The following is a 23,142-nucleotide window of genomic DNA, read 5'->3' as shown; positions in this document are numbered from 1 at the left end:
CGGCGTGGCGGGAACGCGAGCGCCGCCGCCGCGCTCCCTGCGCGACGGCGGCGGGTGTCCGTTCCCCCGGCTGCTCCGGACGGGTGACTACCGGGCGGCGACCCGGCCGGTCAGCTCGGTGAACTGCGACCAGCTCAGCTCCGGCTGCCCCGGGTCCCAGACCTTCTGGGCCAGCGCCGCCAGCGGCAGCCTGATGCCCTCCGCGACCTGCTCCTGCGTCTGCGCGTCCGCCAGGTCGCACCACACGGCGAACCGCGCGCCCGGGATGTGGTCCGCGCCCCTGAACTCCTCGGGCACCGGCTCCGTGCCGCGCAGGACGGCGGGCGTCCACTCCTCGTAGATCCGCTCACCCGTCGGATACGTGAAGTCGTTCGGCTCGCCGAGGACGTAGTAGAGGTACTCGGAGCTGAGGTTCAGCAGCTTCCAGTCGTCCTCCAGGTACTCCACCGGCGGGCGGGCGCCGATCTCGCGGCCGGTCCAGTACGTGACCTCCCGGTCGTGGTCGGGACGGACCTCGCCGCCCGCGTGCATGCCGTCGTTCCAGACCTGCGGGGTCTTGTCGGCGTCGCGGACGGTCTCGGCGCGGTCGTTGATCCAGGCGGTGGCCAGGTCGCGGACGGACGCGCCGTCGCCGAAGCGGTCGCGGGCGGCCCGCGCCAGGTCCGGGTAGGTGCCCTCCGGGTCGTCCACGGTCACGGCCACGTACTCGTCGCCGCCGACGTGCACGTAGTCGCCGGGGAAGAGGTCGGCGTACTCGCGCAGCAGGTCGTCGATCAGCTTGCCCGCGTCCTTGTCGGCGATGTCCACCGCGCCCCGCGGCTCCTCGCCGCTCGCGCTCCGCAGCTGGAACTGCGGGTAGGCCGCCAGCACGGCCCCGAGGTGGCCGGGCGAGTCGATCTCCGGGATGACCTCGATGTGCAGCTCACGGGCCAGGTCGATGATCTCCTCGACCTCGTCCTTCGTCAGGGCGTCGGGCGAGGCGACCTCGGGGTGGCTCTCGCTCTCGATGCGGAAGCCCTGGTCGTCGCTGAAGTGCCACTGGAACTGGTTGAGCTTGAGGTCGGCCATCTCGCGCAGCCGGTCCTTGATCCAGTCGACCGTGAACGGCTTGCGCGCCGTGTCCAGGGACAGGCCGCGCTGGGGGCGGTCGGGGCGGTCCTCGATCGTGCCCTGCGGCAGGCCGCCCGCGCCGCGCACGGACTGGACGACGGTGCGCGTGCCGTAGAACACGCCGGCCTGCGTGCGGGCCGTGACCGTGACGCGGTGGTCCTCGGTCTCGATCCGGTAGCCCTCGGCGCCGGTGCCGGCGCCCTTGTCGAGCCGCAGGAGGACATCGCCGTCGCGGGCGCCGTTCCCGGCGCGGTCGGCGTCCAGCTCCTCGGCGAGCCGGTCGGCCTCGTCGTCGAGCGGGCCGTCCTCGGCGGCGACCACACGGGTGACGCCCTCGGCCGGGGCCCATCCTGGGCCGTCGGCGGCGTCGAAGTTCCGGACGGCCGGGACGGTACGGGGGGCGCCGTCCGGTCCGTCCGGGAGATCGGTGGGGGACTGTGGGGGTGACTGGGCGGGAGTGCCGGCGGCGGGCGTCGCGCGCTGCGTCGCCGTGCCGTCACCGGCCTGTTCCGCGATCACCATGGTCGAGGCGGCCGCGATGACGAGGGCCGCCGCGACCAGGGCGATTATTCGCCAGGGCGCTTCTCGCATACTTCGACGGTAAGCGTTGGCCAGAGGTCGGCAATCCCAGCGGACGGGCCCCGGCGGGGGCGCGCGGCACGGCCGATGACCCCCGGGGCGGAGGACGCCCCGCCCCGCCGATACCATGGCGGCGGCCGGTGGACCGTACCCGGCCGGGCCCGACCGACGTCCCCAGAGCTGCCGGCGAGGCTCTTGCGACCGCTCCCGGAGGGTTTTTCCGTGCCGGCAGGAACGTTGTACCGCGGCCGGGAAGGCATGTGGTCATGGGTGGCACACCGTGTCACCGGTGTCCTCATCTTCTTCTTCCTGTTCGTCCATGTGCTGGACACCGCTCTCGTCCGCGTCTCCCCCGAGGCGTACGACGACACCATCGCCGTCTACAAGACCCCGATCGTGGGACTGATGGAGTACGGCCTCGTGGCCGCCGTCCTGTTCCACGCGCTGAACGGTCTGCGCGTCGTCGCCGTGGACTTCTGGAACAAGGGCGCCCGCTACCAGCGCCAGATGCTGTGGACCGTCGTCGGCGTCTGGGTGGTCCTCATGGCGGGGGCCGCCTACCCGGTCCTGTCGCACGCCTTCCACGAGCTGTTCGGGAGCTGATGACCGATGTCCACCGAAATCTCCCAGGTCACGGACGGCACCGACTACGCGGTCAACCCCGCGCCGGTCATCGAGCCCCCGCGCGCGCGGACCGCCCGCACGCCCCGCGCGACGCGGACGAACTTCGAGCTGTACGGCTGGCTGTTCATGCGGCTGTCCGGCATCGTGCTGGTCGTCCTGGTGCTGGGGCACCTGCTGATCCAGCTCGTCCTCGAAGGCGGCGTCTCGAAGGTCAGCTTCGCGTTCGTCGCCGGCCGCTGGGCGTCCCCGTTCTGGCAGGCGTGGGACCTGATCATGCTCTGGCTCGCGATGCTCCACGGCGCGAACGGACTGCGCACGATCATCAACGACTACGCCGAGCGGGACACCACGCGCTTCTGGCTGAAGATGCTGCTGTACACGGCCACGGTGTTCACCGTGCTGCTGGGCACGCTGGTGATCTTCACCTTCGACCCGAACATCCGCTGACGCACGGCGCCGAGCAGGCACGAGGCAGGCAGACCAAGCATGCAGATCCACAAGTACGACACCGTCATCGTCGGTGCGGGCGGGGCCGGGATGCGCGCGGCCATCGAGGCCACGAAGCGCAGCCGCACCGCCGTGCTGACCAAGCTGTACCCGACGCGTTCCCACACCGGCGCGGCGCAGGGCGGCATGGCCGCGGCCCTCGCGAACGTCGAGGAGGACAACTGGGAGTGGCACACCTTCGACACGATCAAGGGCGGTGACTACCTGGTCGACCAGGACGCCGCCGAGATCCTGGCGAAGGAGGCCATCGACTCGGTCCTCGACCTGGAGAAGATGGGCCTGCCGTTCAACCGGACGCCCGAGGGCCGCATCGACCAGCGCCGCTTCGGCGGCCACAGCCGCAACCACGGCGAGGCGCCCGTGCGCCGCTCCTGCTACGCGGCCGACCGCACCGGCCACATGATCCTCCAGACGCTGTACCAGAACTGCGTCAAGGAGGGCGTGGAGTTCTTCAACGAGTTCTACGTCCTCGACCTCCTCCTCACCGAGGTGGACGGCGTCAAGAAGACGGCGGGCGTCGTCGCGTACGAGCTGGCCACCGGCGAGCTGCACGTCTTCCAGGCGAAGGCCGTCGTCTTCGCCTCGGGCGGCAACGGCAAGTTCTACCGCGTCACCTCCAACGCGCATACCCTGACCGGCGACGGCCAGGCGGCGGCGTGGCGGCGCGGACTGCCGCTGGAGGACATGGAGTTCTTCCAGTTCCACCCGACCGGCATCTGGAAGATGGGCATCCTGCTGACGGAGGGCGCCCGCGGTGAGGGCGGCATCCTCCGCAACAAGGACGGCGAGCGCTTCATGGAGAAGTACGCGCCCGTCATGAAGGACCTCGCCTCGCGCGACGTCGTCTCCCGCTCGATCTACACCGAGATCCGCGAGGGCCGCGGCTGCGGCCCCGAGGGCGACCACGTCTACCTGGACCTGACGCACCTGCCGCCGGAGCAGCTGGACGCGAAGCTGCCGGACATCACCGAGTTCGCGCGCACGTACCTGGGCATCGAGCCGTACACCGACCCGATCCCGATCCAGCCGACGGCGCACTACGCGATGGGCGGCATCCCGACCAACGTGATGGGCGAGGTGCTGGCCAACAACACCGACGTCATCCCCGGCCTGTACGCGGCCGGCGAGGTCGCCTGCGTGTCCGTGCACGGCGCGAACCGCCTGGGCACCAACTCCCTGCTGGACATCAACGTGTTCGGCCGCCGCGCGGGCATCGCCGCCGCCGAGTACGCCGCGACCGCCGACTTCGTGCCGCTGCCGGACGCGCCGGAGAAGTTCGTCGCCGACGAGGTGGAGCGCATGCGCGACGCCGAGGGCAGCGAGCGCGTGCCGGTGATCCGCCGGGAGCTGCAGGACACGATGGACAAGAACGCCATGGTGTTCCGCACCGAGCAGACGCTGAAGGAGGCGCAGGAGGAGATCGCCGAACTGCGCCGCCGCTACCGCAACGTGTCGGTGCAGGACAAGGGCAGGCGGTTCAACACGGACCTGCTGGAGGCCCTGGAGCTGGGCAACCTGCTGGAGCTGGCCGAGGTGCTGGTCGTCTCCGCGCTCGCCCGCAAGGAGTCGCGCGGCGGCCACTACCGCGAGGACTACCCGAACCGCGACGACGTCAACTTCATGCGCCACACCATGGCCTACCGCGAGGTGGACGCCGACGGCAACCAGACGATCCGGCTGGACTACAAGCCCGTCGTCCAGACCCGCTACCAGCCGATGGAGCGTACGTACTGATGGCTACCCCGACCCTGGAGAAGACGGAGTCCGCCCCGGCGGACGCGGGCCACCTCGTCACGGTGACCTTCCGCATCCGCCGGTTCAACCCGGAGCTGGCGGCGGACGCGTACTGGGAGGACTTCGAGCTGCGCATCGATCCGAAGGAGCGTGTGCTCGACGCGCTGCACCAGATCAAGTGGGAGCAGGACGGCAGCCTCACGTTCCGCCGTTCCTGCGCGCACGGGATCTGCGGGTCGGACGCGATGCGGATCAACGGCAAGAACCGGCTGGCCTGCAAGACGCTGATCAAGGACATCACCACCCTGAAGGACGGCGTCGCGGCCAAGCCGGTCGTGGTCGAGGCCATAAAGGGCCTGACCGTCCTGAAGGACCTGGTCGTGGACATGGACCCGTTCTTCCAGGCGTACCGCGACGTGATGCCGTTCCTCATCACCAAGGGGAACGAGCCGACGCGCGAGCGGCTCCAGTCGGCGGCGGACCGCGAGCGGTTCGACGACACGACCAAGTGCATCCTGTGCGCGGCGTGCACGTCGTCGTGCCCGGTGTTCTGGAACGACGGGCAGTACTTCGGCCCGGCCGCGATCGTCAACGCGCACCGCTTCATCTTCGACTCGCGCGACGAGGGCGGCGAGCAGCGCCTGGAGATCCTCAACGACCGTGACGGCGTGTGGCGTTGCCGCACGACGTTCAACTGCACGGACGCCTGCCCGCGCGGCATCGAGGTGACGAAGGCGATCCAGGAGGTCAAGCGCGCGCTGATCACGCGCCGCTTCTGAGCCGATCCGCTGTGTTCCTTTCCGAAGGCCCCCGTGACGCACGGGGGCCTTCGGTGCGTATTCCGCCGGTCTCGCCCGGGACTTCAAGGGATCAATCAATATTTCTCAGCTTAAACAACGAGCAAAACAGATAACTTCGGTTATCGAATATGCACCGGACTTTGCTTTACCAAATCCCGGTCAAGTTCATTGCCGGACCGTCACACCTGTGGGAATCTTTCACACGCCAGGCCCAACTGATCGAGGGCCTTCCGCTTTGCTGTTCACGTTCGACTGCTCTCCCGAGGCACATCTTCCGCTCGCCACTGTTCCCTCCGACGAACCACTTCGCCTTCGTGGAAAGAGAACAAGAGATGAAGTCGAGAACGATTCTCCGGGCCGCCGCCGTCGCGTCTGCGACCCTTGTGACACTCACGATGGGCAATCCGGCCCAGGCCGCCGACAAATGGCAGAACAGCGGTTTCCACGTGGGAGACCTTTGCACAACCGGCGTGAGCCTCGACCCCTGCCACGGCTCGGCCTCCTTCGTGAAGAACGGCGACCACCTGTACGTCTGGGACAACGTCGCCGACGGATGGTCGGCCGTCGCGCGCTACTACCGCTCGGACGTCTCCGGCCTGGCCGGCCTCGCGTGGAATTACCACGGCGCGGGCACCCGCATCGACCACAACATGGATATCCCCGAAAACGGCTGGATCAATTACGAGGTCTGCCTCGGCCAACACAGCAACGGGGTCATTCTGAGCTGGACATGCAGCAATTACTTCGTCGAGGACGCCTCGTAGGACGGGAGAGCACCCTCCACGAAGCCGCCCCCGCACGGCGGCCACTCCACCCCTCCCCCGGAAGCCCCCGCACACCACGGGGGCCTTCGGCATGCGCGCCCCAGGGACGCGGCCCGCTCGTCCCCGGGCGGCGGGGGTCAGGCTTCGGGGGTGGTGTGCGTCTCGTGGTCGGCGCGTGTGAGTGCCTGGACGATCACCGGTGCGCCGGTGGCGGGGACTGTCGTGCGGCGGTCCACGTGCATGCCCAGCTTCGCCATCACGCGGGCGGAGCCGTGGTTGTCGGCGTGGCAGATGCTGACGACGCGGTCGAGTCCGGCGTCGTGGAAGCCGAAGCGCAGCGCCGCCGCGGCGGCCTCGGTGGCGATGCCGCGGCCCCAGTGGGCGCGGGCGAGGCGCCAGCCGATCTCGACGGCGGGCAGGATCTCGGGCAGGAAGCGGGGGGTGGCGAAGCCGGTCCAGCCCGCGAGTTCACCGGTGTCGCGCAGTTCGACGGCGAAAATACCCCAGGGGCGCTCCCGCCAGCCGAGCCGCATGTTCACCAGGGACGTGACGGTCTGCTCGCGCGTACGGGGTGAGCCGTCGCCGATGTGGCGCATGACCTCGGGGTCGGCGTCGATGGCGGCGAGCGGGGTGAGGTCGTCGTCCCGCCATTCGCGCAGGAGCAGGCGGGGGGTGAGAAGTTCGGGCATGAAAGGTGAGCCTACTGTGCGGGCGGCAGGTCGCCGAGGCCGAGGAGCAGCTTGCGCAGGAGGCCGGCGAGCTGGTCGCGTTCGGCGGGGGTGAGGGCGGCGAGGAGGCGGATCTCGTTCGCGAAGTGGCCCTCCAGCATGGCGCCGATGGTGGCGCGCCCCTCGTCGGTGAGGGCGACGAGGATGCTGCGGCGGCTGGCCGGGTCGGGTTCGCGGGTGACGAAGCCGCGGGCGGCGAGGCGGTCCACGCGGTTGGTGACCGCGCCCGACGTGACCATGGCGGCGCGGCCGAGCGCGCCCGCGCTGAGGCGGTAGGGGGGTCCCGCGCGGAGCAGCGTGGCGAGCAGGTCGAACTCCCAGCGCTGGATCCCGTGCGGGGCGAAGTGGTCGGCGAGGCCGCGTTCGAGCAGGCGGGAGGCGCGTTGCAGGCGGCCGACCACGCCCATCGGCGAGGCGTCGAGGTCGGGCCGCTCGGCCCGCCACTGGCCGATCATCCAGTCGAGCGCGTCGTCCACCCTGACTCCTCAACGTTGAACTGTTTGACGTGAAGCTATCACGTGATCTAGTCTCCTCAACGTCAAACAGTTCAACGTTGAGAGGTCGCCGTGGCCGCCATCACCGCCCCCGCCCGTCCCGTCCGCGCCACCCCGTCCGCCTCCTCCTCCACCCTGGGCGTCACCGGCCTCACCGCCCTCGCCCCCGTCACCTGGGGCACGACCTACCTCGTCACCACCGAGTGGCTCCCGCCCGAACGCCCCCTCCTCTCCGGCGCGATACGGGCCCTGCCCGCCGGGCTGCTCGCCCTCGCGCTCGGCCGCCGGCTGCCGCGCGGCGACTGGTGGTGGCGGGCCGCCGTCCTCGGGACGCTCAACATCGGCGCCTTCTTCGTCCTCCTCTTCCTCGCCGCCTACCGCCTCCCCGGCGGCGTCGGCGCGACGCTGAGCGCCGTGCAGCCGCTGATCGTCGCGGCGCTGGCCTTCGCGTTCCTCGGCGAACGGACCACCCGCCGCCGCCTCGTCGCGGCCGTCGCGGGCACGGCGGGGGTGGCGCTGATGGTGCTGCGCGGGCAGGTCGCGTTCGACGCGCTGGGCGTGGCCGCGGGGCTCGGCGGCACGGCAGTGATGGCGGTCGGCGTCCTGCTGACGAAGCGGTGGGGCCGCCCCGAGGGGGTCGGTGTCCTGTCGTTCACCGGCTGGCAGTTGACGGCGGGCGGCCTGCTGCTGGTGCCGGTGGCGCTGATCGGCGAGGGCGCGCCGCCGTCCATCGACCTGCCCGCGCTGGGCGGTTACGCATGGCTGAGCCTGGTGGGGACGCTGCTGGCGTACGCGCTGTGGTTCAACGGGGTGGGCCGGCTGCCGGTGGGGGCGCTGTCGTTCCTGCCGCTGCTCTCGCCCGCCGTCGCGACGCTCCTCGGCTGGCTCGCCCTCGACCAGTCGCTCACTCCCCTGCAACTCGTCGGCTTCTCCGTCGCGATGGCGTCCGTCGCCGCCGCGCAGTACGAGCCGCGTACCGGAAAGGCGCGGTGACCCCCGTGCGTATCACCGTCATCGGCGCGTCGGGCGAGACCGGCAGCCGCGTCGTCGCCGAGGCCCTGCGCCGCCGCCACGACGTCACCGCCGCCACGCGCCGCGACGGCGACGCGACCGACCCGGCCACCGTCGCGCGCCTCGCGGCGGGGCAGGACGTCGTCGTCTCCGCCACCCGCCCGGCCCCCGACGCGGAGGACCAACACGCGGCGGCCGCCCGCGCGTTGCTCGACGGTATGACAGGAACGGGCGTACGCCTGCTGGTCGTCGGCGGCGCGGGCAGCCTGACGGTCCCGGGCACGGACGGACGCCTCGCGGTGGACGACCCGCGCTTCGTCCCGCCGCAGTGGCGGACCATCGCCCTGGCGAGCAACGCGCACTTCGCCGCCTTCGCGGACGCGCCGGACGACGTGGACTGGCTGTACGTCAGCCCGTCCGCGCACTTCGCGCCCGGCGTGCGCACGGGCCGCTACACCGTCGGTAAGGACGAACTCCTCGTGGACGCGGCGGGCGGCTCGTCCCTGTCGATGGAGGACATGGCGGTGGCCCTGCTCGACGAGGCCGAGACCCCCCGGCACCACCGCACCCGCATCACGGTGGGCCACACCTGAACCGGCCGGTCGTCACGCCGCGTCCTCGGCGCGGCGCGGCGACAGCGCGGTCACGGCGTGTGCGAGGGACACCATCGTCATGTGGTGGTGCCAGCCGCGGTACGAGCGGCCCTCGAAGTCGCGCACGCCGAGGCCGTCGCCGACCTCCGCCAGATCGCGTTCCACGCGCCGCCGGAGCATCGCGGTGCGGTACACGCTGCCGAGCGGTGCCCGCGCGAGGTTGGAGAGCCAGTACGCGCTCGGGGTCCGCGGGCCGGGAGCGGCCCAGGCCGCGAGCAGCACGAGGTCGAGCCGCACCGGCGGCCCTGTGCGGGCGGAAACCCCGCACAGGGCGACGGGCGCGGCGCCCACCGCGGTGGCGCGCATGGTCCCGGTCGCGTGGTCGAACCACTCCACCGGCACGCGCCGCCCGTGGAGCCGGGGCAGCAGCTCGGCCGGGCCCGGCAGCGCCGCCGCGAGGGAGGACGGATGGACGCGCACGACGAACGGGATGCGGCGTGCCACGAGGTCCGCGCAGACCGGCTCGGGCGCCGTCTCCCGCAGGTCCATCAGCACCGGCCCGCCCCGCAGGCCCCACTCCCGGGCCATCGTGCTCACCGAGTCGACCGCGCACTGCTCGACCGGGAGGGGCCCGACGTGCGGGGGGATCGACGCGCGGCGGCGCAGGTCCATCCGGTCCGTCCAGCACTCGGGCAGCGCCAGTTGCCACTCCACGGGGCAGCTGCCCCGGTCCCAGACCAGCCAGACGCTCGCCGCCTTCTGGCAGTTGACGGTCCGCCCGGCCTGGGGGACCCACTGGCGCTCCACGCCGACGGAGTGCCGGCCCACCTTCGGGATCACCAGGGGCTGCACCACCCAGGCGCGGGGCCGGGCGCGCTCGTCGAGCAGCCGGGCCAGGTCACCGCGTACCGGAGCGTCGTGCCACGGTGACCTGCTGATGAACTGGTAGAGGCTCTGCTCAGCGCCGCTGCCCGCGCCCTGGGCGAGCGCGCGCATGGTCTTCTTCTCGCGGACGGCGAGCAGCCCGCGTACGTACAGCTCCCCCCACCGCCGCTGATCGCTGCGGGGGAGGGAGCGCAGCGCCGAGAGCACCTCGCCGGTGCCGCCCGGTACGGCGGCGGCGGGAAGCGGCCGGGGCAATCGAGACGGCTGAAACGGCTGGAACGGCTGAAGGTCTGCTGCGGACACGGTGCGCCCCGTCCTCCCCATCGGCGCCACAGCGGCGATCCCCGCTCCGGGGAGCCCGCGTGGTCCGGCCTCTGCCCCCGACGATAGCCGGACCGGCGCCAAAAACATAGCGAACGTTCTTTTTGTTTTCGGGGCCGCCGTCCCCGCCGCGGAAGACCTTCCGGTCATGCCGTCAGCTGAACGCGGCCGCGTGCGCGGTCGCCCACTGCTGGAAGGTGCGCGGCGCCCGTCCCAGCAGGTCGCGCACGGTGGGCCGCACGATCGAGTCGTCCAGCTCACCGTCCGCGTAGTAGCGGAAGAAGGCGTCGATGTACTGCGGCGGCACCGCGCCCTCCATACGGGCCCTGGCCTCCTCGTCGGACAGGCCCCGGAAGCGGAGGTCCCGGCCGAGGGTCCTGGCAAGGATGTCCACCCGGTCCGCCGGGCGCAGCGGCTCGGGCCCGCTGAGGGCGTGGGTGAGCCCGAAGTGTGCCTCGTCGAGCAGCACATGGGCGGCGACGGCCGCGATGTCGTACGGATCGATCATCGCCACCGGCACGTCGGGGAACTCCGCCTCCACGACGTCCGACACGGCCAGCCCGCCCGCCCACTGGAAGGTGTTGGACATGAACCCGCTGGGCCGCAGGATCGTCCAGGGCACGCCCGATCCGCGCACCGCGGTCTCGGACTCGATCATCATCCGGGTGATGGCGTTCTCCATGACGCCGTCCGCCGCCGCGACGCTGGACAGCAGGACGACGTGCCCGACACCGGCCCGGCCGATCTCGGCGAGCACGCCCGGCATGTCCGCGTAGCCCGGCAGCAGGAAGACGCCGCGCACACCCGCGAGCGCCGGGCGGAGCAACTCGGGGCGGTCCAGGTCGCCGACGACCGCCTCGACGGAGTCCGGGAGGGCGTCCGCGGGCGCCTTCCTGACCAGCGCGCGCACGGGCCGCCCGGCCTCGGCGCACCGCGCGACCAGTTCCCGTCCCACGTGACCGGTCGAGCCTGTCACCAGAATCATGTCAACTCCTTGTGATCGATGTGTGTTTCCGGACAGCCATAGCCGCTGTCCTCAGCCGCCCGTCGGCACCGGGGCAGCGCCCGGCCGCGGCGCGGGCTCGCCGGTCGCCGGCGCCTTGAGGTGACGCGTGAACCAGGTGGCGGGCAGGGCGACGAGGCAGATGACGAGCGCAACCAGGGGCACGTTCTCCACCCCGTACGCGCTCACGGCCCAGCCGCCGACGGCGGCGCCTGCCGCGATGCCGGCGTTGACGGCGGAGGCCCCCAGGGTGGCGGCGAGGTCGCCGCCGGGCCCGGCGAGGGAGATCACCCGCAGCTGCAGCGCGGGCACGACGCCGAAGCCGACGAGCCCCCAGCCCGCGAGCGCCAGGGCGGCCGGCACCGGGTGCGGGCCGACCAGGTACAGCGCGCCGAGAGCGAGCACCAGCACGGCGTTGCCGACGAGCAGCGTGGCGTCGGCGTTCCTGTCGGCGAACCTGCCGCCGAGGAAGGTGCCCACCGCGCTCGCCACCCCGAAGACCAGCAGGAAGCCGCTGATCGTGCCGCCGGAGACGCCGGTGACGTCCTCAAGCAGCGGGGCGAGGAACGTGAACGCGGTGAACTGGCCGCCCATGAGGAGCAGTCCGGTGGCGAGCATCGCGAGCACCGGTGGCGCGAAGGCGTACCGCGCCTGCGCGCCGAGCCCGCCCGAGCCGCTGCCGCCCACCGGCGGGACCGCCGCGAGGGTCGCGACCAGGGCGAGGGCACCGAGCACGACGACCCCGGCGAAGGCGGCCTGCCAGCCGGCGCTCTGCCCGATCAGCGTGCCGAGCGGCACCCCCACCACGGTGGACACCGCGATGCCGCCGAACACCATGGAGACGGCCTGGCCGCGCCGTTCGGCGGGCACGAGCCCGGCGGCCACCGCGGACGCGACGCCGATGAACAGCCCGTGGACCGCGCCGGTGACGACCCGGGCGACGAGCAGCATCCCGAAGGCCCCGGCGAACACGGCGGACAGGTTGCCCAGCACGAACACCGCGAGCGCGAGCCACAGCAGGAGGCGCCGGGGCAGCCGGATCGTCGCCGCGGTCATGAGCGGGCCGCCGAGGGAGATGCCGAGCGCGTAGGCGGTCACCAGGAGACCGGCGGTGCCCTCGGAGACGTCCAGGTCGCCGGCGATCAGGCTGAGCACGCCGACGACGACGAGTTCCGCGGTGCCGATCGCGAACGCGCCGAGTCCGAGCGCGGCCAGCGCGTACGTGCTCCGGCTCCGGCCGGCTCCCGGCGGGATGTCGATGGCCATGACGGGCCCCTCCTCTGATGCTGAAACGTCGACGGGGACGGGGGACGGGGACGGGACCGCCCGGCGGCGGCGACGCCGACGCCGACGGGAAGGTGTGCGTCCGGTCCCCCGACCCTCGCCCCGGACAGCTTCGGGGCCGGTCCGGCGGCGGGCCAAGAGACGTCGTGGGACTTCCTGACGTCCGCGGACCGGCGGCCGCTCGCGGGCGGGACGGCTCAGACGCCGCCGGGGCCCTCCGGCCGCGGCGACTCGATGTCCAGGCGGATGGCGGGGAGCAGTTCGGCCCGTACGACGACGGGGAGCAGGTAGCGCCACATCCGCGCCACCCGCTCGGGCAGGTCGCGGCGCCCGCTGACCAGGTCGGAGAGGATCTGCACGCCCGTGCTCGCCCCGACGACGTACTCGGCGACGTCCTCGGGGACCACCCCGTCGAGCAACTCCCCCGCCTCCGCCGCGTCCTGCAGCGACTGCCGGATGATCTCGACCCAGGTCAGGAAGGAGGCGGCGTCACGACCGCCGAACGCGCTCTGTTCGACGGCCAGTCGGACCCCGGCGCGCAGCACGGGATCCGACTGGAGCTGCCGCGCCCAGACCAGGCAGACGTCGACCACCCGCTGCACGCCCCGCGACCCGACGAACGGCATGACCGTCTCGGGCTGGTGGTCCATCACCTCACGCGCGAGCTTCTCCTTCGAGCCGAAGTGGAAGTAGATCGCGCCGCTCGTGGAGGCCGACCGCTCGACGATCTTCGCGATGCTGGCCCCGGCGTACCCGTACTCGTCGAAGACCTCCGCGGCCGAGATCAGCAGTCGCTCACGGGTCTGCTGCGCGCGCTCCTGCATGCGCCGGGCCTCCATCAGGTGACGGGGATGTCACCGGCGACGCTATACGAGACACGGTCCCGCCCGCCGTCCGCGTACGGACCGGGCGGGCAAGGATCGGAAGGGGTGGGGCACGTGGGCGCTGAGTTCCGGGCGGGCGAAGGGGGCGGCGGGGAGGTGCGGTTGGTGCTCACCGCGGCGGAGGTGGAGGCGTTGGGGCCGGACGCCGTCGTGATGGCCGAGCTGCTCGACAGCTGCTTCTGGGCGCTGGGCATGCTCAGGACCGGGCGGAACACGCGGGACCCCGGGGGCGGGGCGCCCGTGCCCGGGGACTGGGTGGCGGCCGTGCGGGGGCTCGACCGGCTGCCGCCGCGTGTCCGGGCGGTGGTGGACGCCGTGCTGAGGGAGTACGCCGCCGGGCCAGGGCAGGTGCGGCACCTGGCCGCCGCGCTCGGGGTGGACGAGGCGGAGGTGCGGGCGCGCGCCGGTCGGCCGCGTGACGCGTGGGAGGAGTGGGCGGGCGGGGGTACGTCCGGGGGGCGTCACCGGGGGGTGTAGGCGGGCGGGCCGGTTGTCACCCGTGGCGGGATGTCGACGGTCGTGCGCCTGCCTAGCGTCGGGTGCAGTGACGTGGCTCGACGGAAGGACATCCATGAGACTCGGACGACTGGCCGGTGCCGTGGGGGCGGCGCTGATGACGTGCGCGCTGTTCACGGCGCCCGCCGCGGCGGGGGAGGCGGGGGCGGACGCGCCGCGGCTGCCGGAGCCGGGCGGTGACCACGCGATCGGCATGGTCACGCTGCACCTGACGGACGAGGACCGCGCCGATCCCTGGGTGCCGGGCGAGCGGCGGGAGTTGATGGTCTCCCTCTGGTACCCGGCGGCCGCGCCGTCGGACACGCCGTCGCCATACATGACGGCCGAGGAGTCCCGCATGTACCTGGAGGCGGACGGCATCCCGCTGCCGCCCGGCGTGCTGAGCACCGTCGTCACCCACTCGACGGCCGGCGCCGAGCCGCTGCGGGCCAGGGGCGGGCGGCCGCTCGTCGTGCTCTCCCCCGGCTTCGGCATGCCGCGCGCGACGCTGACCGGGCTCGCCGAGGAACTCGCGGCGCGCGGCTACGTCGTCGCCGGGATCGGCCACAACCACGAGGCGAACGGCATCACGTTCCCCGACGGGCACACCACCGGCTGCGCCGTGTGCGACGACCCGGACTACGCGCGGGTGGGCAACGTGCGCGCCGCCGACGTGTCGTTCGTGCTGGACGAACTCGGCACGTACGGGCGCCTCATCGACCCGCGCCGCGTCGCGATGGTCGGGCACTCCGCGGGCGGCTTCAGCACGATCCCGGCCGTGCTGTCGGACCGGCGCGTGACGGCGGCGGTCAACATGGACGGCAACTTCCGCTGGCCGAACGACATCCCGGTGGACCGGCCGGTCCTGATGCTCGGCAAGCCGAGCCACGCGCCGGGCGGCCAGGACCCGACCTGGGACGAGACGTGGGGTGAACTGACGGGCTGGAAGCGCTGGTTGACCGTCGAGGGGATGGAGCACCTGTCGTTCAGCGACGTCGCGCCGCTGGCCGCGCAGCTGGGCATCCCGATGCAGGACCTGGACGGCGCCCGCTGCGACGCGATCACCCGGGCGTACGTCACGGCCTTTGTGGACCGGCACCTGCGCGGCCGGTACGCGCCGCTGCTGGACGGGCCGTCCGCGCGCTACCCGGAGGTGGCGTTCCACCGGCCGTAGCGCCGCCCGGCGGGCCGGTGCACTGTTTCGACCACGACCGTAGTACGATCATCATCGAAACAGCGCACCGGCCCGAGCGACCCAGGAGACACCGTGGCCACAGCAGTGATGTTCGACAGGACCGGCGGCCCCGAGGTGCTGGAGCTGCGCGAGGTCGAGGTGGGCGAGCCGGGGCCGGGCGAGCTGCGCATCCGCGTGGACGCGATCGGCCTCAACCGGGCCGAGGCGCTGTACCGCCGCGGCACCTACCTCTACGACCCGGTGTTCCCCGCGCGCCTCGGCTACGAGGCGGCCGGTGCCGTCGAGGCGGTCGGCCCCGGCGTCACCGGCTTCGCGCCGGGCGACGAGGTCGGCGTGGTCCCCGGCTTCCTGCTGACCGACTACGGCACGTACGGCGACCACGTGATCGTCCCGGCCGCCGTCACCGTCCCGCGCCCCGCCGGGGTCCCGGCGCGGACGGCCGCCGCGACGTGGATGGCGTACATCACCGCCTACGGCGCGCTCGCCGAGGACGGGCACACGCGCCCCGGCGACCACGTGCTGATCACGGCCGCGTCGAGCAGCGTGGGGCTCGCCGCGATCCAGACCGCCCGCCGCGTCGGCGCCGTCCCCGTCGCGACGACGCGGACCGCCGCCAAGCGGCAGCGGTTGCTGGACGCGGGCGCGGCGCACGTCGTCGTCACCGGCGAGGAGGACGTCAGCGAGCGCGTCAAGGAGCTGACCAGCGGCCGGGGCGTGCGCACGGCGTTCGACGCGGTCGCCGGGCCCGGCGTCGAGGCGCTCGCCCGCGCCGTCGCGCCCGGCGGGCGGCTGATCGTCTACGGCGCGCTCGACCCGCGCCCCACGCCGCTGCCGAACGCCCTGTCCCTCCCCGCGCTCACCACCCGCACCTACACGCTGCACGAGGTGACGACCGACCCCGGACGCCTCGCCCGCGCCGTCGCGTTCGTCAACGCGGGACTGGCGGACGGGTCGTTCGCACCGGTGGTCGACCGCGTCTTCGACCTGGCGGACATCGCCGAGGCGCACCGCTACCTGGAGTCGAACGCGCAGGTGGGGAAGGTCGTCGTCACCGTGCGGCACTGAGGGCGGCGTCGCGCTCGCGGTGCTCGGCGGCGAGCAGCGCGGACAGGAGGCCGGGGAAGCGGGCCTCCATCTCGTCGCCGCGCAGCGCGTTCATCTTGGCGGTGCCGACGTAGTACTGCCGGACGAGACCGGCCTCGCGCAGCACGGTGAAGTGGTGCGTCAGCGTCGAGGCGGACACCCGCACGTCGAACGTGCCGCACGCCATGTCGTCCCCGGCGTCGGCCAGTTGGACGACGAGGGCGCGCCGCACCGGGTCGGCGAGCGCGTCGAGGACGCCCTGGAGCGACCACTGCTCGGGCCCGGGGTTGTCCACCCGGCGGGGTGCGGTGCGGGGACGGGCCACGGTGACCTCCTCGGTCGGCGACGGCGACAGCACGGACGGGACGCTTCCCATCGTACGACCCCGGTCGAACATACGGTGGCGTCGGGTGTCCGGGCGGGGCGCGCGGAAAAGCGCTTGCCCGGCGCCGCCGGGGTGTGAGACGGTTCCCCGGCATTCGTCACACCTCACCTTCAGGGACTGAAGCCTGTGATCCCGGCTGCCCCCAGTGGCCGCCCCCGGCACTGAGCCGTCCACGCCCCCTCCCGGCGGCGTACCGGCTCGGGTGGACCGTGTCCGCCCGCCTGCTCCGGCAGCGGCGGCCCCACGTCGCGGTGCCCGCGCACCGCTCCCCCTGCCCTCGCCGTACGCGCCCGGCCGCCGCGCCGTGGACGCGTGCCGCGTCACGCCAGTCACGTGAGGTCACCACCATCACCATGGACACCACCACCGTCCAGCGCTTCGCCGTCGCCCACCTCCGCCGCCGCCCCGAGGTGGCCGAGACCGGCGGATTCGTCGCGGGGTTCGACCCCTCGACCACCAGCCCGTTCCTCAACTACGCCACCCCCCTGCCCGGCGCCGACCCCACCGGCGCCGACGTCCGCGCGCTGATCGACGCGTTCCGCGGGCGCGGGCTCCTTCCGCGCCTGGAGTTCGCGCCCGACGCGGCGCCCGCCGTCGAAGAGGCGCTGCTGCGCCACGGGTTCACCACCGAGGCCGCGCACGAGTACCTCGTCTGCACCCCGGCCACCCACGCCGTACCGGCCGCCCCCCTCGCCGAGGAGCCGTCCGCCGAGGCCGACTTCACCGCCATGGACGAGGCGCTGTCCGAGGCGTTCGGCGGCGTCTTCCCACCGTCCGCCGAGGGCGCGGACAGGCTGCGCCGCACGCTGTCGGACGGCGGCGCGGTCCGCCTCGTACGGACGCCGGACGGCGGCTGCGCCGGGGCGGGGTCCGCGTCGGCGACGGCGGAGGGGACGTCGGAGCTGGCCGGCGTCGGCACCAGGCCCGCGTTCCGCGGCCAGGGCGTCGCCGGAGCCGTGACGGCCGCGCTGACCGGGGCGATGTTCGCCCGGGGCGCGGCGTCGGTCTGGCTGGAGTACTCGGGCGACGGCTCGCGCCGGGTGTACGAGCGGGTCGGCTACCGGCCGGGCGGCACCCGCCTGTACATGTCGCTCGGAGCCTGACGTAACGGGAGGCGCCTGCCCGGCCGTTCGCGCGCACGAACACATCCTTTCGTGCCGTCGGCCGGGCAAGTGCCGTCCTGAGCAAGGCAGTCCGTTCGTGTGTGCGATGTGCCCATTCCGTGACGCACACGGTGAACGCACAACCAGCCGCCCAGGTGAACGGTCGTACTGGCGAACGGAGGACCCCGTTCATCCGTACAACCCTGAGAGGTCACATGCACATCCGTCGTACCGTCACCGCCACGGCCGCCCTGTCGGCGGCCCTGCTCTCCGCCGCCCTCCTCGGCGCCGCGCCCGCCACGGCCGCCGCCACCGGTGCGATCCACCCCGGGGCCGACGACTCCGGCTGCCTGTGGTGGAACGACGGCGGCGAGCTGGACGTGCGGCTGGTGAACATCCCCGAGCCGGTCGTCGCCGGGCAGTGGGCGACGTTCACCTACCGCGTCACCAACACCTACGACGAGCCGGTGGACAGCCTGCTCACCCTCGCGGACATCACCGCGTACGACACCGCCGACGGCTCGGACGTGCCGCTCACCGCCCAGTGGCGCGCGGACGGCGCCTGGACGCCGCTCGACGCGACGGGCTGGTACGACTGGTTCGGCACCACCGACCCGCTGGAGCCCGGCGAGTCGGCCACGGCGCGCGTGCGGATCAAGGTGACGGCCGACGCCCCCGACGGCACCCTCGGCACGGCCGCGATCGGCGCCGCCCGCACCACCGGCGGGCAGTGCGAACGCACCATCACCGACCTGGAGTTCGCCGTCGCCACGGCGTCCTGACGGCACGGCCGCGTGAGGCCGGGGGGCGGGCGCGCGCCCGCCCCCCGGCGCGGGGGAATGGCGCGGGCGTCGGCGCACGTTGGACCGCTGTCACCGCCCCCCGGAGAAGGATCTTCCGTGCGCGCCATACAGATCGACCGCTTCGGCACCCCCGACGTCCTGCGCGTCGCCGACGTCCCCGAGCCCGTCCCCGCCGCCGGTGAGGTGCTCGTCCGCACCGTCGCGACGGCCCTCAACCCCGTGGACGACAAGACGCGCGAGGGCGCCATCGGCGAGGGCACGCCGCCGCTGCCGCTGACGCTCGGCTGGGACCTCGCCGGGATCGTCGTGGACGGCGGCGACAGCGGCCTGGACACCGGGGCGCGTGTCATCGCGATGTCGCACCAGCTCGGCTCGGCGCGCGGCACCTGGGCCGACCTCGTCGCGCTGCCGGCGGGCGCGGTCGCCCCCGCGCCCGCGTCGGTCAGCCTGCCGCAGGCGGCCACGCTGCCGCTCCCCGGGCTCACCGCCTGGCAGACCTTGGAGTGGCTGGCGGTGTCGGCGGGCGAACGGCTGCTGGTCGCGGGCGCGGCGGGCGCGGTCGGCGGGCTGGCGCTCCAGATCGCCCGCGCGCGCGGCGTGGAGGTGGACGCGCTGGTGTCCCGGGAGGCGCAGGCCGCCTTCGCGCGCGGGCACGGCGCCGGGTTCGTCACGACCGATCCCGCCGCGCTGCCGGAGGGGCGGTACGACGCGGTGTTCGACACGTTCGGCGCCTTCGTGACCGGCGCGGTGGCCGACGGCGGCCGGTACGCGTCGATCGCGACCCAGGCGGGCCCCGTCCCCGACCTGTCGGCGCGCGGCGTCCGCACGACCGTCCACCAGGTGCGCGAGGACGGCGCGGGCCTCGCCGAACTGTCGCGGCTCGTGGACGAGGGCGCGTTGAAGCTGCGCCTGCACGGCACCTACAGCGTGCGGGAGGTCGTAGCCGCGCACGAGCGGTACCTGCGCGGCGGCCTGGCGGGGAAGATCGCCCTGGCCTTCTGAGCACGCGCTCCCCCGTCCGTACGGACGGCCCCGCCATCAGCCGATCGGCTGATGGCCCTTCGAGCGCGATGGGCGATGTCCCGCGACCCCGCCGCGGGCGAGCATCGGGGCATGTCAGTCATCGAGGTCAGAGGCCTGCGGAAGGCCTACGGGGGCAGGACGGTCGTGGACGGGGTGGACTTCACGGTCGAGGAGGGCGAGATCTTCGGCGTCCTCGGCCCCAACGGCGCGGGCAAGACCACCACCGTCGAGTGCGTCGAGGGGCTGCGCGTCCCCGACGGCGGCACGGTGCGGGTCGCGGGGCTCGACCCGGTCGCGGACCACGACCGGGTCACCCAGCTGCTCGGCGCCCAGCTCCAGCAGAGCGAGCTGCAGGCCAAGCTCACCGTGCGCGAGGCGCTGGAGCTGTACAGCTCCTTCTACCGCGCGCCCGCCGACTGGCGCCCGCTCGCGGCGCGCCTCGGCCTGGAGGACCGGCTCGGCGCGCGGTTCGGGAAGCTGAGCGGCGGCCAGAAGCAGCGCCTGTTCATCGCGCTCGCGCTCGTCGGCGACCCGAGGGTCGTCGTCCTGGACGAGCTGACCACCGGACTCGACCCGCGCGCCCGCCGCGACACGTGGCGGCTGATCGAGGAGGTCAGGGACTCGGGCGTCACCGTCCTGCTGGTCACCCACTTCATGGAGGAGGCGCAGCGCCTCTGCGACCGGATCGCCGTGCTCGACAAGGGCAGGGTCGCCGCGATCGACACCCCGGCGGGCCTGATCGGGCGGGCGAACGGCTCGACCCTCATCTCGTTCACCCCCTCCGCCCCGCTCGACGCGCGCGAGCTGGCCGCGCTGCCGGGCGCCGCGTCCGTGCGGGAGGAGGACCGCCGCGTCCTCATCAGCGGGACGGACGAGACCGTGACCGCCGTCCTCTCCCTCCTCGCCGGGCGCCGCGTCACGGCGGAACGGCTCCGCGTCGTGGACGCCACCCTCGACGACGCGTTCCTCGACCTCACCGCGCAGGAGTCCTGAGATGACCACCGCCACCAGCACCGGCACCAGCACCACGTCCTCCGTCCTCAGGACGGAGGCCCGGCTCTTCCTGCGCGAACCGGGCGCGCTCTTCTGGATCATCCTCTTCCCGGCCCTGCTGCTCACGATCCTCGGCCTCGTCCCGGCCTTCCGGGAGGCGGACGAGGCGCTGGACGGCCGCCGCGTGATCGACCTGTACGTCCCAATAGCGGTGCTGCTGTCGGTGATCGTCGCCGGTGTGCAGACCATGCCGAACGTCCTCACCGGCTACCGCGAACGCGGCATCCTGCGCCGCCTGTCCACCACCCCCGCCGGTCCGGGGTCCCTGCTCGGCGCGCAGATCGCGCTGCACGGCGCGGCGATCCTCGTCTCGGTGCTGCTGGCGATCACGGTCGGCAGGCTCGCGTTCGACGTGGCACTGCCCGAGCAGCTCGCCGGGTACGGGCTCGCGCTGATCGTCACCGCGCTCGCCGGTCTCGCGCTCGGCGCGACGGTCTCGGCGCTCTCCCGCACGACGAAGATCGCGCAGACGATCGGCACGATCGTGTTCTTCCCGATGATGTTCACCGCCGGTGTGTGGGCGCCCGTGCAGACCATGCCCGACGCGCTGCGGACCGTCGTCGAGCTGACGCCGCTCGGCGCCGCCGCCCAGGCGCTCGACCAGGCGGCGACGGGGGCCTGGCCCGACTGGGCGCACCTCGGCGTCACGGGCCTGTGGGCGGCGCTGCTGATCGGCGCGGCGGTCCGCTGGTTCCGGTGGGAGTGACCCCCTGGCCGCAGGCGGGCGGCCTGGTGCCGTGCATGCTGGACACCATGCCGAACCAGGAACCGCCGAGCGCCGAGGACGGGTGGGAGACGTTCTTCCGCTGGGGCCCGTTCGGGCTGCTCGCCCTCGGCACGCTGGTCTGCGCCGCCACCGCGCCCGCCCTGATGTCGCGCGGCGAGGTGTACGCGGCCGGGGTGCTCGTCGCGGCGGCGCTGGCGCTCCAGGCGTGGTGGGCCGTGAAACGCCGGGACTCGCCGCGGCGCGCTCCGGCGGGGATCGGCTACTACGCCGCGCGCACCGTGCTCGCCGCCGTCCTGGCGTGGCTGAACCCGTTCTTCTCGATCTACGCGGTGATCGGCTACTTCGACGCGGTGCCGCTGCTGCCGCCGCGCCTGGCCAGGGCCGGGCTGCTGGTGACGGCCGTGACCATGGCGGGCGCGCAGGCGGGCGGGCTGCCGCCCGGCTCCGCGGCCGAGCTGCTCCTCTTCGGCGCGCTCCTCGCGCTGAACGCCACGCTGGTCATGGTCTTCGGCCGGATCGACGAGAAGCAGGCCGAGGAGAGCAGGGCCAAGGCCGCGACCATGGCCGCGCTGGAGCGCGCCAACGCCCGCCTGGAGCAGGCGCTCGCGGAGAACGCGGGCCTCCAGACGCAGCTGCTCGTGCAGGCGCGGGAGGCGGGGGTGGACGAGGAGCGCCGCCGCCTCGCCGCCGAGATCCACGACACCATCGCGCAGGGCCTCGCCGGGATCGTCACCCAGCTCGAAGTGGTCCTCGTGGGCGGCGACCCGGCCGCCGCCCGCGTGCACGTGGAGCGCGCCCAGGCCCTGGCCCGCGAGAGCCTCGGCGAGGCGCGCCGCACGGTCCACGCCCTCGGCCCCCGCGCCCTGGAGCACGACGCGCTGCACGAGGCGCTGGGCAAGACCGTCGCGGAGTGGTCGGAACGGACGGGCGTGCGGGCCGAGTTCACGGCCACCGGGACCGTCGAGCCGCTGCACGACGAGATCGAGGCGACGTTCCTGCGCATCGTCCAGGAGGCCCTGGCGAACGCGGCGCGGCACGCCGGCGCGGACCGCGTCGGCGTCACCCTCTCTTATATGGAGGACGAAGTGACCCTGGACGTACGGGACGACGGCCGCGGCTTCGACCCGCTCGCCGTCCCGGTGCGCGGCGCGGCGGGCGGCTTCGGGCTCGCCGGGATGCGGTCGCGCGCCGAACGCCTGGCGGGGACCGTGGACGTCGAGTCGGAGCCGGGGGGCGGCACGGCGATATCGGCGCGCGTGCCGCTGGTGCGCCATGGCTGACATGGCTGACACGGCTGAGCGGAAGATCACCCTCCTCCTCGCCGACGACCACCCCGTGGTGCGGGACGGGCTGCGCGGCATGTTCGAGTCCGCGCCGGACTTCGCGGTGCTGGGCGAGGCGTCGGACGGCGTGCAGGCCGTGGAACTGGCCGGGCGCCTCGACCCCGACGTGGTGCTGATGGACCTGCGGATGCCGGGCGGCGGCGGGGTCGACGCGATCGCCGAGCTGACCCGCAGGGGCGCGCGCTGCAAGGTCCTCGTCCTGACGACGTACGACACGGACTCCGACACGCTGCCCGCGATCGAGGCGGGCGCCACCGGCTACCTGCTCAAGGACGCGCCGCGCGACGAGCTGTTCGGGGCGGTACGGGCGGCCGCCGAGGGCCGTACGGTCCTCTCCCCCGCCGTCGCGTCGCGGCTGGTGTCGCGGGTGCGCGCGCCGGGGCCCGACCGTACGCCGCTGAGCGCCAGGGAGCGCGAGGTCCTCGCGCTGGTCGCCAGGGGCACCGGGAACCGCGAGATCGCCCGCACGCTGTTCATCAGCGAGGCGACGGTGAAGACCCATCTCACGCACCTGTACGGCAAGCTGGGGGTCAACGACCGCGCGGCGGCGGTGGCGGCGGCGTACGAGCGGGGCATCCTCGGCGACGGGCGGCAGCACTGACGCGTACGGA

Annotated in this window: 25 protein-coding genes; 17 read left to right on the top strand and 8 right to left on the bottom strand. The window is 73.4% G+C overall.

All coding sequences use genetic code 11. The features are described 5' to 3' along the window. Positions 1 to 87: 87 nt before the first annotated feature. The gene (locus ACIBPC_RS28430) at positions 88 to 1,701 is read right to left on the bottom strand and encodes a glycoside hydrolase family 20 protein (RefSeq protein WP_398848579.1); all 1,614 of its coding nucleotides are present in this window, start codon (positions 1,699 to 1,701) and stop codon (positions 88 to 90) included. 210 nt (positions 1,702 to 1,911) lie between these two features. Between ACIBPC_RS28430 and sdhC the strand changes: the two genes are divergently transcribed. The 5 genes from sdhC (at position 1,912) to ACIBPC_RS28405 (ending at position 6,118) form a co-directional block, all read left to right on the top strand. After that, positions 1,912 to 2,292, top strand: coding sequence for a succinate dehydrogenase, cytochrome b556 subunit (sdhC, locus tag ACIBPC_RS28425; RefSeq protein ID WP_362964139.1), 381 nt, complete (start codon positions 1,912 to 1,914; stop codon positions 2,290 to 2,292). Positions 2,293 to 2,298: 6 nt separating this feature from the next. After that, the gene (locus ACIBPC_RS28420) at positions 2,299 to 2,760 is read left to right on the top strand and encodes a succinate dehydrogenase hydrophobic membrane anchor subunit (RefSeq protein WP_362964141.1); all 462 of its coding nucleotides are present in this window, start codon (positions 2,299 to 2,301) and stop codon (positions 2,758 to 2,760) included. Positions 2,761 to 2,799: 39 nt separating this feature from the next. Beyond that, on the top strand, positions 2,800 to 4,554 hold the full coding sequence (gene sdhA / locus ACIBPC_RS28415; RefSeq protein ID WP_362964143.1) for a succinate dehydrogenase flavoprotein subunit: 1,755 nt from the start codon (positions 2,800 to 2,802) through the stop codon (positions 4,552 to 4,554). Further along, positions 4,554 to 5,333, top strand: coding sequence for a succinate dehydrogenase iron-sulfur subunit (locus ACIBPC_RS28410; RefSeq protein ID WP_362964145.1), 780 nt, complete (start codon positions 4,554 to 4,556; stop codon positions 5,331 to 5,333). The genes sdhA and ACIBPC_RS28410 overlap by 1 nt, the downstream gene beginning before the upstream one ends. 353 nt (positions 5,334 to 5,686) lie before the next feature. Continuing rightward, positions 5,687 to 6,118, top strand: a complete 432-nt coding sequence (locus ACIBPC_RS28405) for a hypothetical protein (protein ID WP_398848576.1) — start codon at positions 5,687 to 5,689, stop codon at positions 6,116 to 6,118. Between the two features lie 137 nt (positions 6,119 to 6,255). Here the strand turns inward: ACIBPC_RS28405 and ACIBPC_RS28400 are convergent, their stop codons facing one another. Beyond that, on the bottom strand, positions 6,256 to 6,807 hold the full coding sequence (locus ACIBPC_RS28400; protein WP_398848574.1) for a GNAT family N-acetyltransferase: 552 nt from the start codon (positions 6,805 to 6,807) through the stop codon (positions 6,256 to 6,258). A gap of 11 nt (positions 6,808 to 6,818) precedes the next feature. Continuing rightward, positions 6,819 to 7,322, bottom strand: a complete 504-nt coding sequence (locus ACIBPC_RS28395; protein WP_362964153.1) for a MarR family transcriptional regulator — start codon at positions 7,320 to 7,322, stop codon at positions 6,819 to 6,821. Positions 7,323 to 7,412: 90 nt separating this feature from the next. On the opposite strand from ACIBPC_RS28395, the gene ACIBPC_RS28390 reads away from it, so the two are divergent. Then, complete coding sequence (locus tag ACIBPC_RS28390; RefSeq protein ID WP_398848572.1) at positions 7,413 to 8,333, top strand: EamA family transporter; 921 nt, start codon at positions 7,413 to 7,415, stop codon at positions 8,331 to 8,333. A 5-nt stretch (positions 8,334 to 8,338) separates the two neighbouring features. Then, positions 8,339 to 8,944: an NAD(P)-dependent oxidoreductase gene (locus ACIBPC_RS28385; protein ID WP_398848571.1), complete on the top strand. Its 606-nt coding sequence runs from the start codon at positions 8,339 to 8,341 to the stop codon at positions 8,942 to 8,944. A gap of 12 nt (positions 8,945 to 8,956) precedes the next feature. Here the strand turns inward: ACIBPC_RS28385 and ACIBPC_RS28380 are convergent, their stop codons facing one another. The 4 genes from ACIBPC_RS28380 to ACIBPC_RS28365 form a co-directional block, all read right to left on the bottom strand. Next, positions 8,957 to 10,132: an IS701 family transposase gene (locus tag ACIBPC_RS28380; protein WP_398848569.1), complete on the bottom strand. Its 1,176-nt coding sequence runs from the start codon at positions 10,130 to 10,132 to the stop codon at positions 8,957 to 8,959. A gap of 172 nt (positions 10,133 to 10,304) precedes the next feature. Next, complete coding sequence (locus ACIBPC_RS28375) at positions 10,305 to 11,135, bottom strand: NAD(P)H-binding protein (RefSeq protein ID WP_398848567.1); 831 nt, start codon at positions 11,133 to 11,135, stop codon at positions 10,305 to 10,307. A 51-nt stretch (positions 11,136 to 11,186) separates the two neighbouring features. Beyond that, positions 11,187 to 12,419 carry an MFS transporter gene (locus tag ACIBPC_RS28370; protein ID WP_398848566.1) on the bottom strand — a complete coding sequence of 411 codons (1,233 nt, stop codon included), beginning with the start codon at positions 12,417 to 12,419 and terminating at the stop codon, positions 11,187 to 11,189. A gap of 215 nt (positions 12,420 to 12,634) precedes the next feature. Next, a complete protein-coding gene (locus ACIBPC_RS28365; protein WP_398848564.1) occupies positions 12,635 to 13,261 on the bottom strand; it encodes a ScbR family autoregulator-binding transcription factor in 627 nt (208 codons plus the stop codon). 114 nt (positions 13,262 to 13,375) lie between these two features. On the opposite strand from ACIBPC_RS28365, the gene ACIBPC_RS28360 reads away from it, so the two are divergent. From ACIBPC_RS28360 to ACIBPC_RS28350, 3 genes are all read left to right on the top strand, one after another. Beyond that, on the top strand, positions 13,376 to 13,798 hold the full coding sequence (locus ACIBPC_RS28360; protein WP_398848562.1) for a hypothetical protein: 423 nt from the start codon (positions 13,376 to 13,378) through the stop codon (positions 13,796 to 13,798). Positions 13,799 to 13,892: 94 nt separating this feature from the next. Then, complete coding sequence (locus ACIBPC_RS28355) at positions 13,893 to 14,990, top strand: alpha/beta hydrolase family protein (protein ID WP_398848560.1); 1,098 nt, start codon at positions 13,893 to 13,895, stop codon at positions 14,988 to 14,990. Positions 14,991 to 15,083: 93 nt separating this feature from the next. Further along, positions 15,084 to 16,076, top strand: coding sequence for a zinc-dependent alcohol dehydrogenase family protein (locus ACIBPC_RS28350; RefSeq protein ID WP_398848558.1), 993 nt, complete (start codon positions 15,084 to 15,086; stop codon positions 16,074 to 16,076). On the opposite strand, the gene ACIBPC_RS28345 is transcribed toward ACIBPC_RS28350, so the two are convergent. Beyond that, a complete protein-coding gene (locus ACIBPC_RS28345; RefSeq protein WP_362964171.1) occupies positions 16,060 to 16,419 on the bottom strand; it encodes a helix-turn-helix transcriptional regulator in 360 nt (119 codons plus the stop codon). The two genes, ACIBPC_RS28350 and ACIBPC_RS28345, sit on opposite strands and share 17 nt — an antisense overlap. 413 nt (positions 16,420 to 16,832) lie before the next feature. Between ACIBPC_RS28345 and ACIBPC_RS28340 the strand changes: the two genes are divergently transcribed. The 7 genes from ACIBPC_RS28340 (at position 16,833) to ACIBPC_RS28310 (ending at position 23,132) form a co-directional block, all read left to right on the top strand. Then, positions 16,833 to 17,582, top strand: coding sequence for a GNAT family N-acetyltransferase (locus ACIBPC_RS28340; RefSeq protein ID WP_398848556.1), 750 nt, complete (start codon positions 16,833 to 16,835; stop codon positions 17,580 to 17,582). 215 nt (positions 17,583 to 17,797) lie between these two features. Next, positions 17,798 to 18,364, top strand: coding sequence for a hypothetical protein (locus ACIBPC_RS28335; protein ID WP_398848554.1), 567 nt, complete (start codon positions 17,798 to 17,800; stop codon positions 18,362 to 18,364). Positions 18,365 to 18,481: 117 nt separating this feature from the next. Next, the gene (locus ACIBPC_RS28330; RefSeq protein WP_398848552.1) at positions 18,482 to 19,387 is read left to right on the top strand and encodes an NADP-dependent oxidoreductase; all 906 of its coding nucleotides are present in this window, start codon (positions 18,482 to 18,484) and stop codon (positions 19,385 to 19,387) included. A 111-nt stretch (positions 19,388 to 19,498) separates the two neighbouring features. Beyond that, positions 19,499 to 20,401: an ABC transporter ATP-binding protein gene (locus ACIBPC_RS28325; protein WP_398848550.1), complete on the top strand. Its 903-nt coding sequence runs from the start codon at positions 19,499 to 19,501 to the stop codon at positions 20,399 to 20,401. Between the two features lies 1 nt (position 20,402). Continuing rightward, positions 20,403 to 21,167 (top strand): ABC transporter permease, encoded by a 765-nt coding sequence (locus ACIBPC_RS28320; protein WP_398848548.1) that lies wholly within the window; start codon positions 20,403 to 20,405, stop codon positions 21,165 to 21,167. Positions 21,168 to 21,202: 35 nt separating this feature from the next. After that, a complete protein-coding gene (locus ACIBPC_RS28315) occupies positions 21,203 to 22,468 on the top strand; it encodes a sensor histidine kinase (RefSeq protein WP_398848735.1) in 1,266 nt (421 codons plus the stop codon). A 1-nt stretch (position 22,469) separates the two neighbouring features. Further along, entirely contained in the window at positions 22,470 to 23,132 is a 663-nt protein-coding gene (locus ACIBPC_RS28310; protein ID WP_398848546.1) for a response regulator, read from the top strand. The last annotated feature ends 10 nt before the right edge of the window (positions 23,133 to 23,142 follow it).

Source organism: Streptomyces sp. NPDC049879, from assembly GCF_044461265.1.
Taxonomy (GTDB): Bacteria; Actinomycetota; Actinomycetes; order Streptomycetales; family Streptomycetaceae; genus Streptomyces.
Note: the sequence above shows the minus strand (reverse complement) of the source record. Positions and strands in the feature narration are given on the sequence as shown.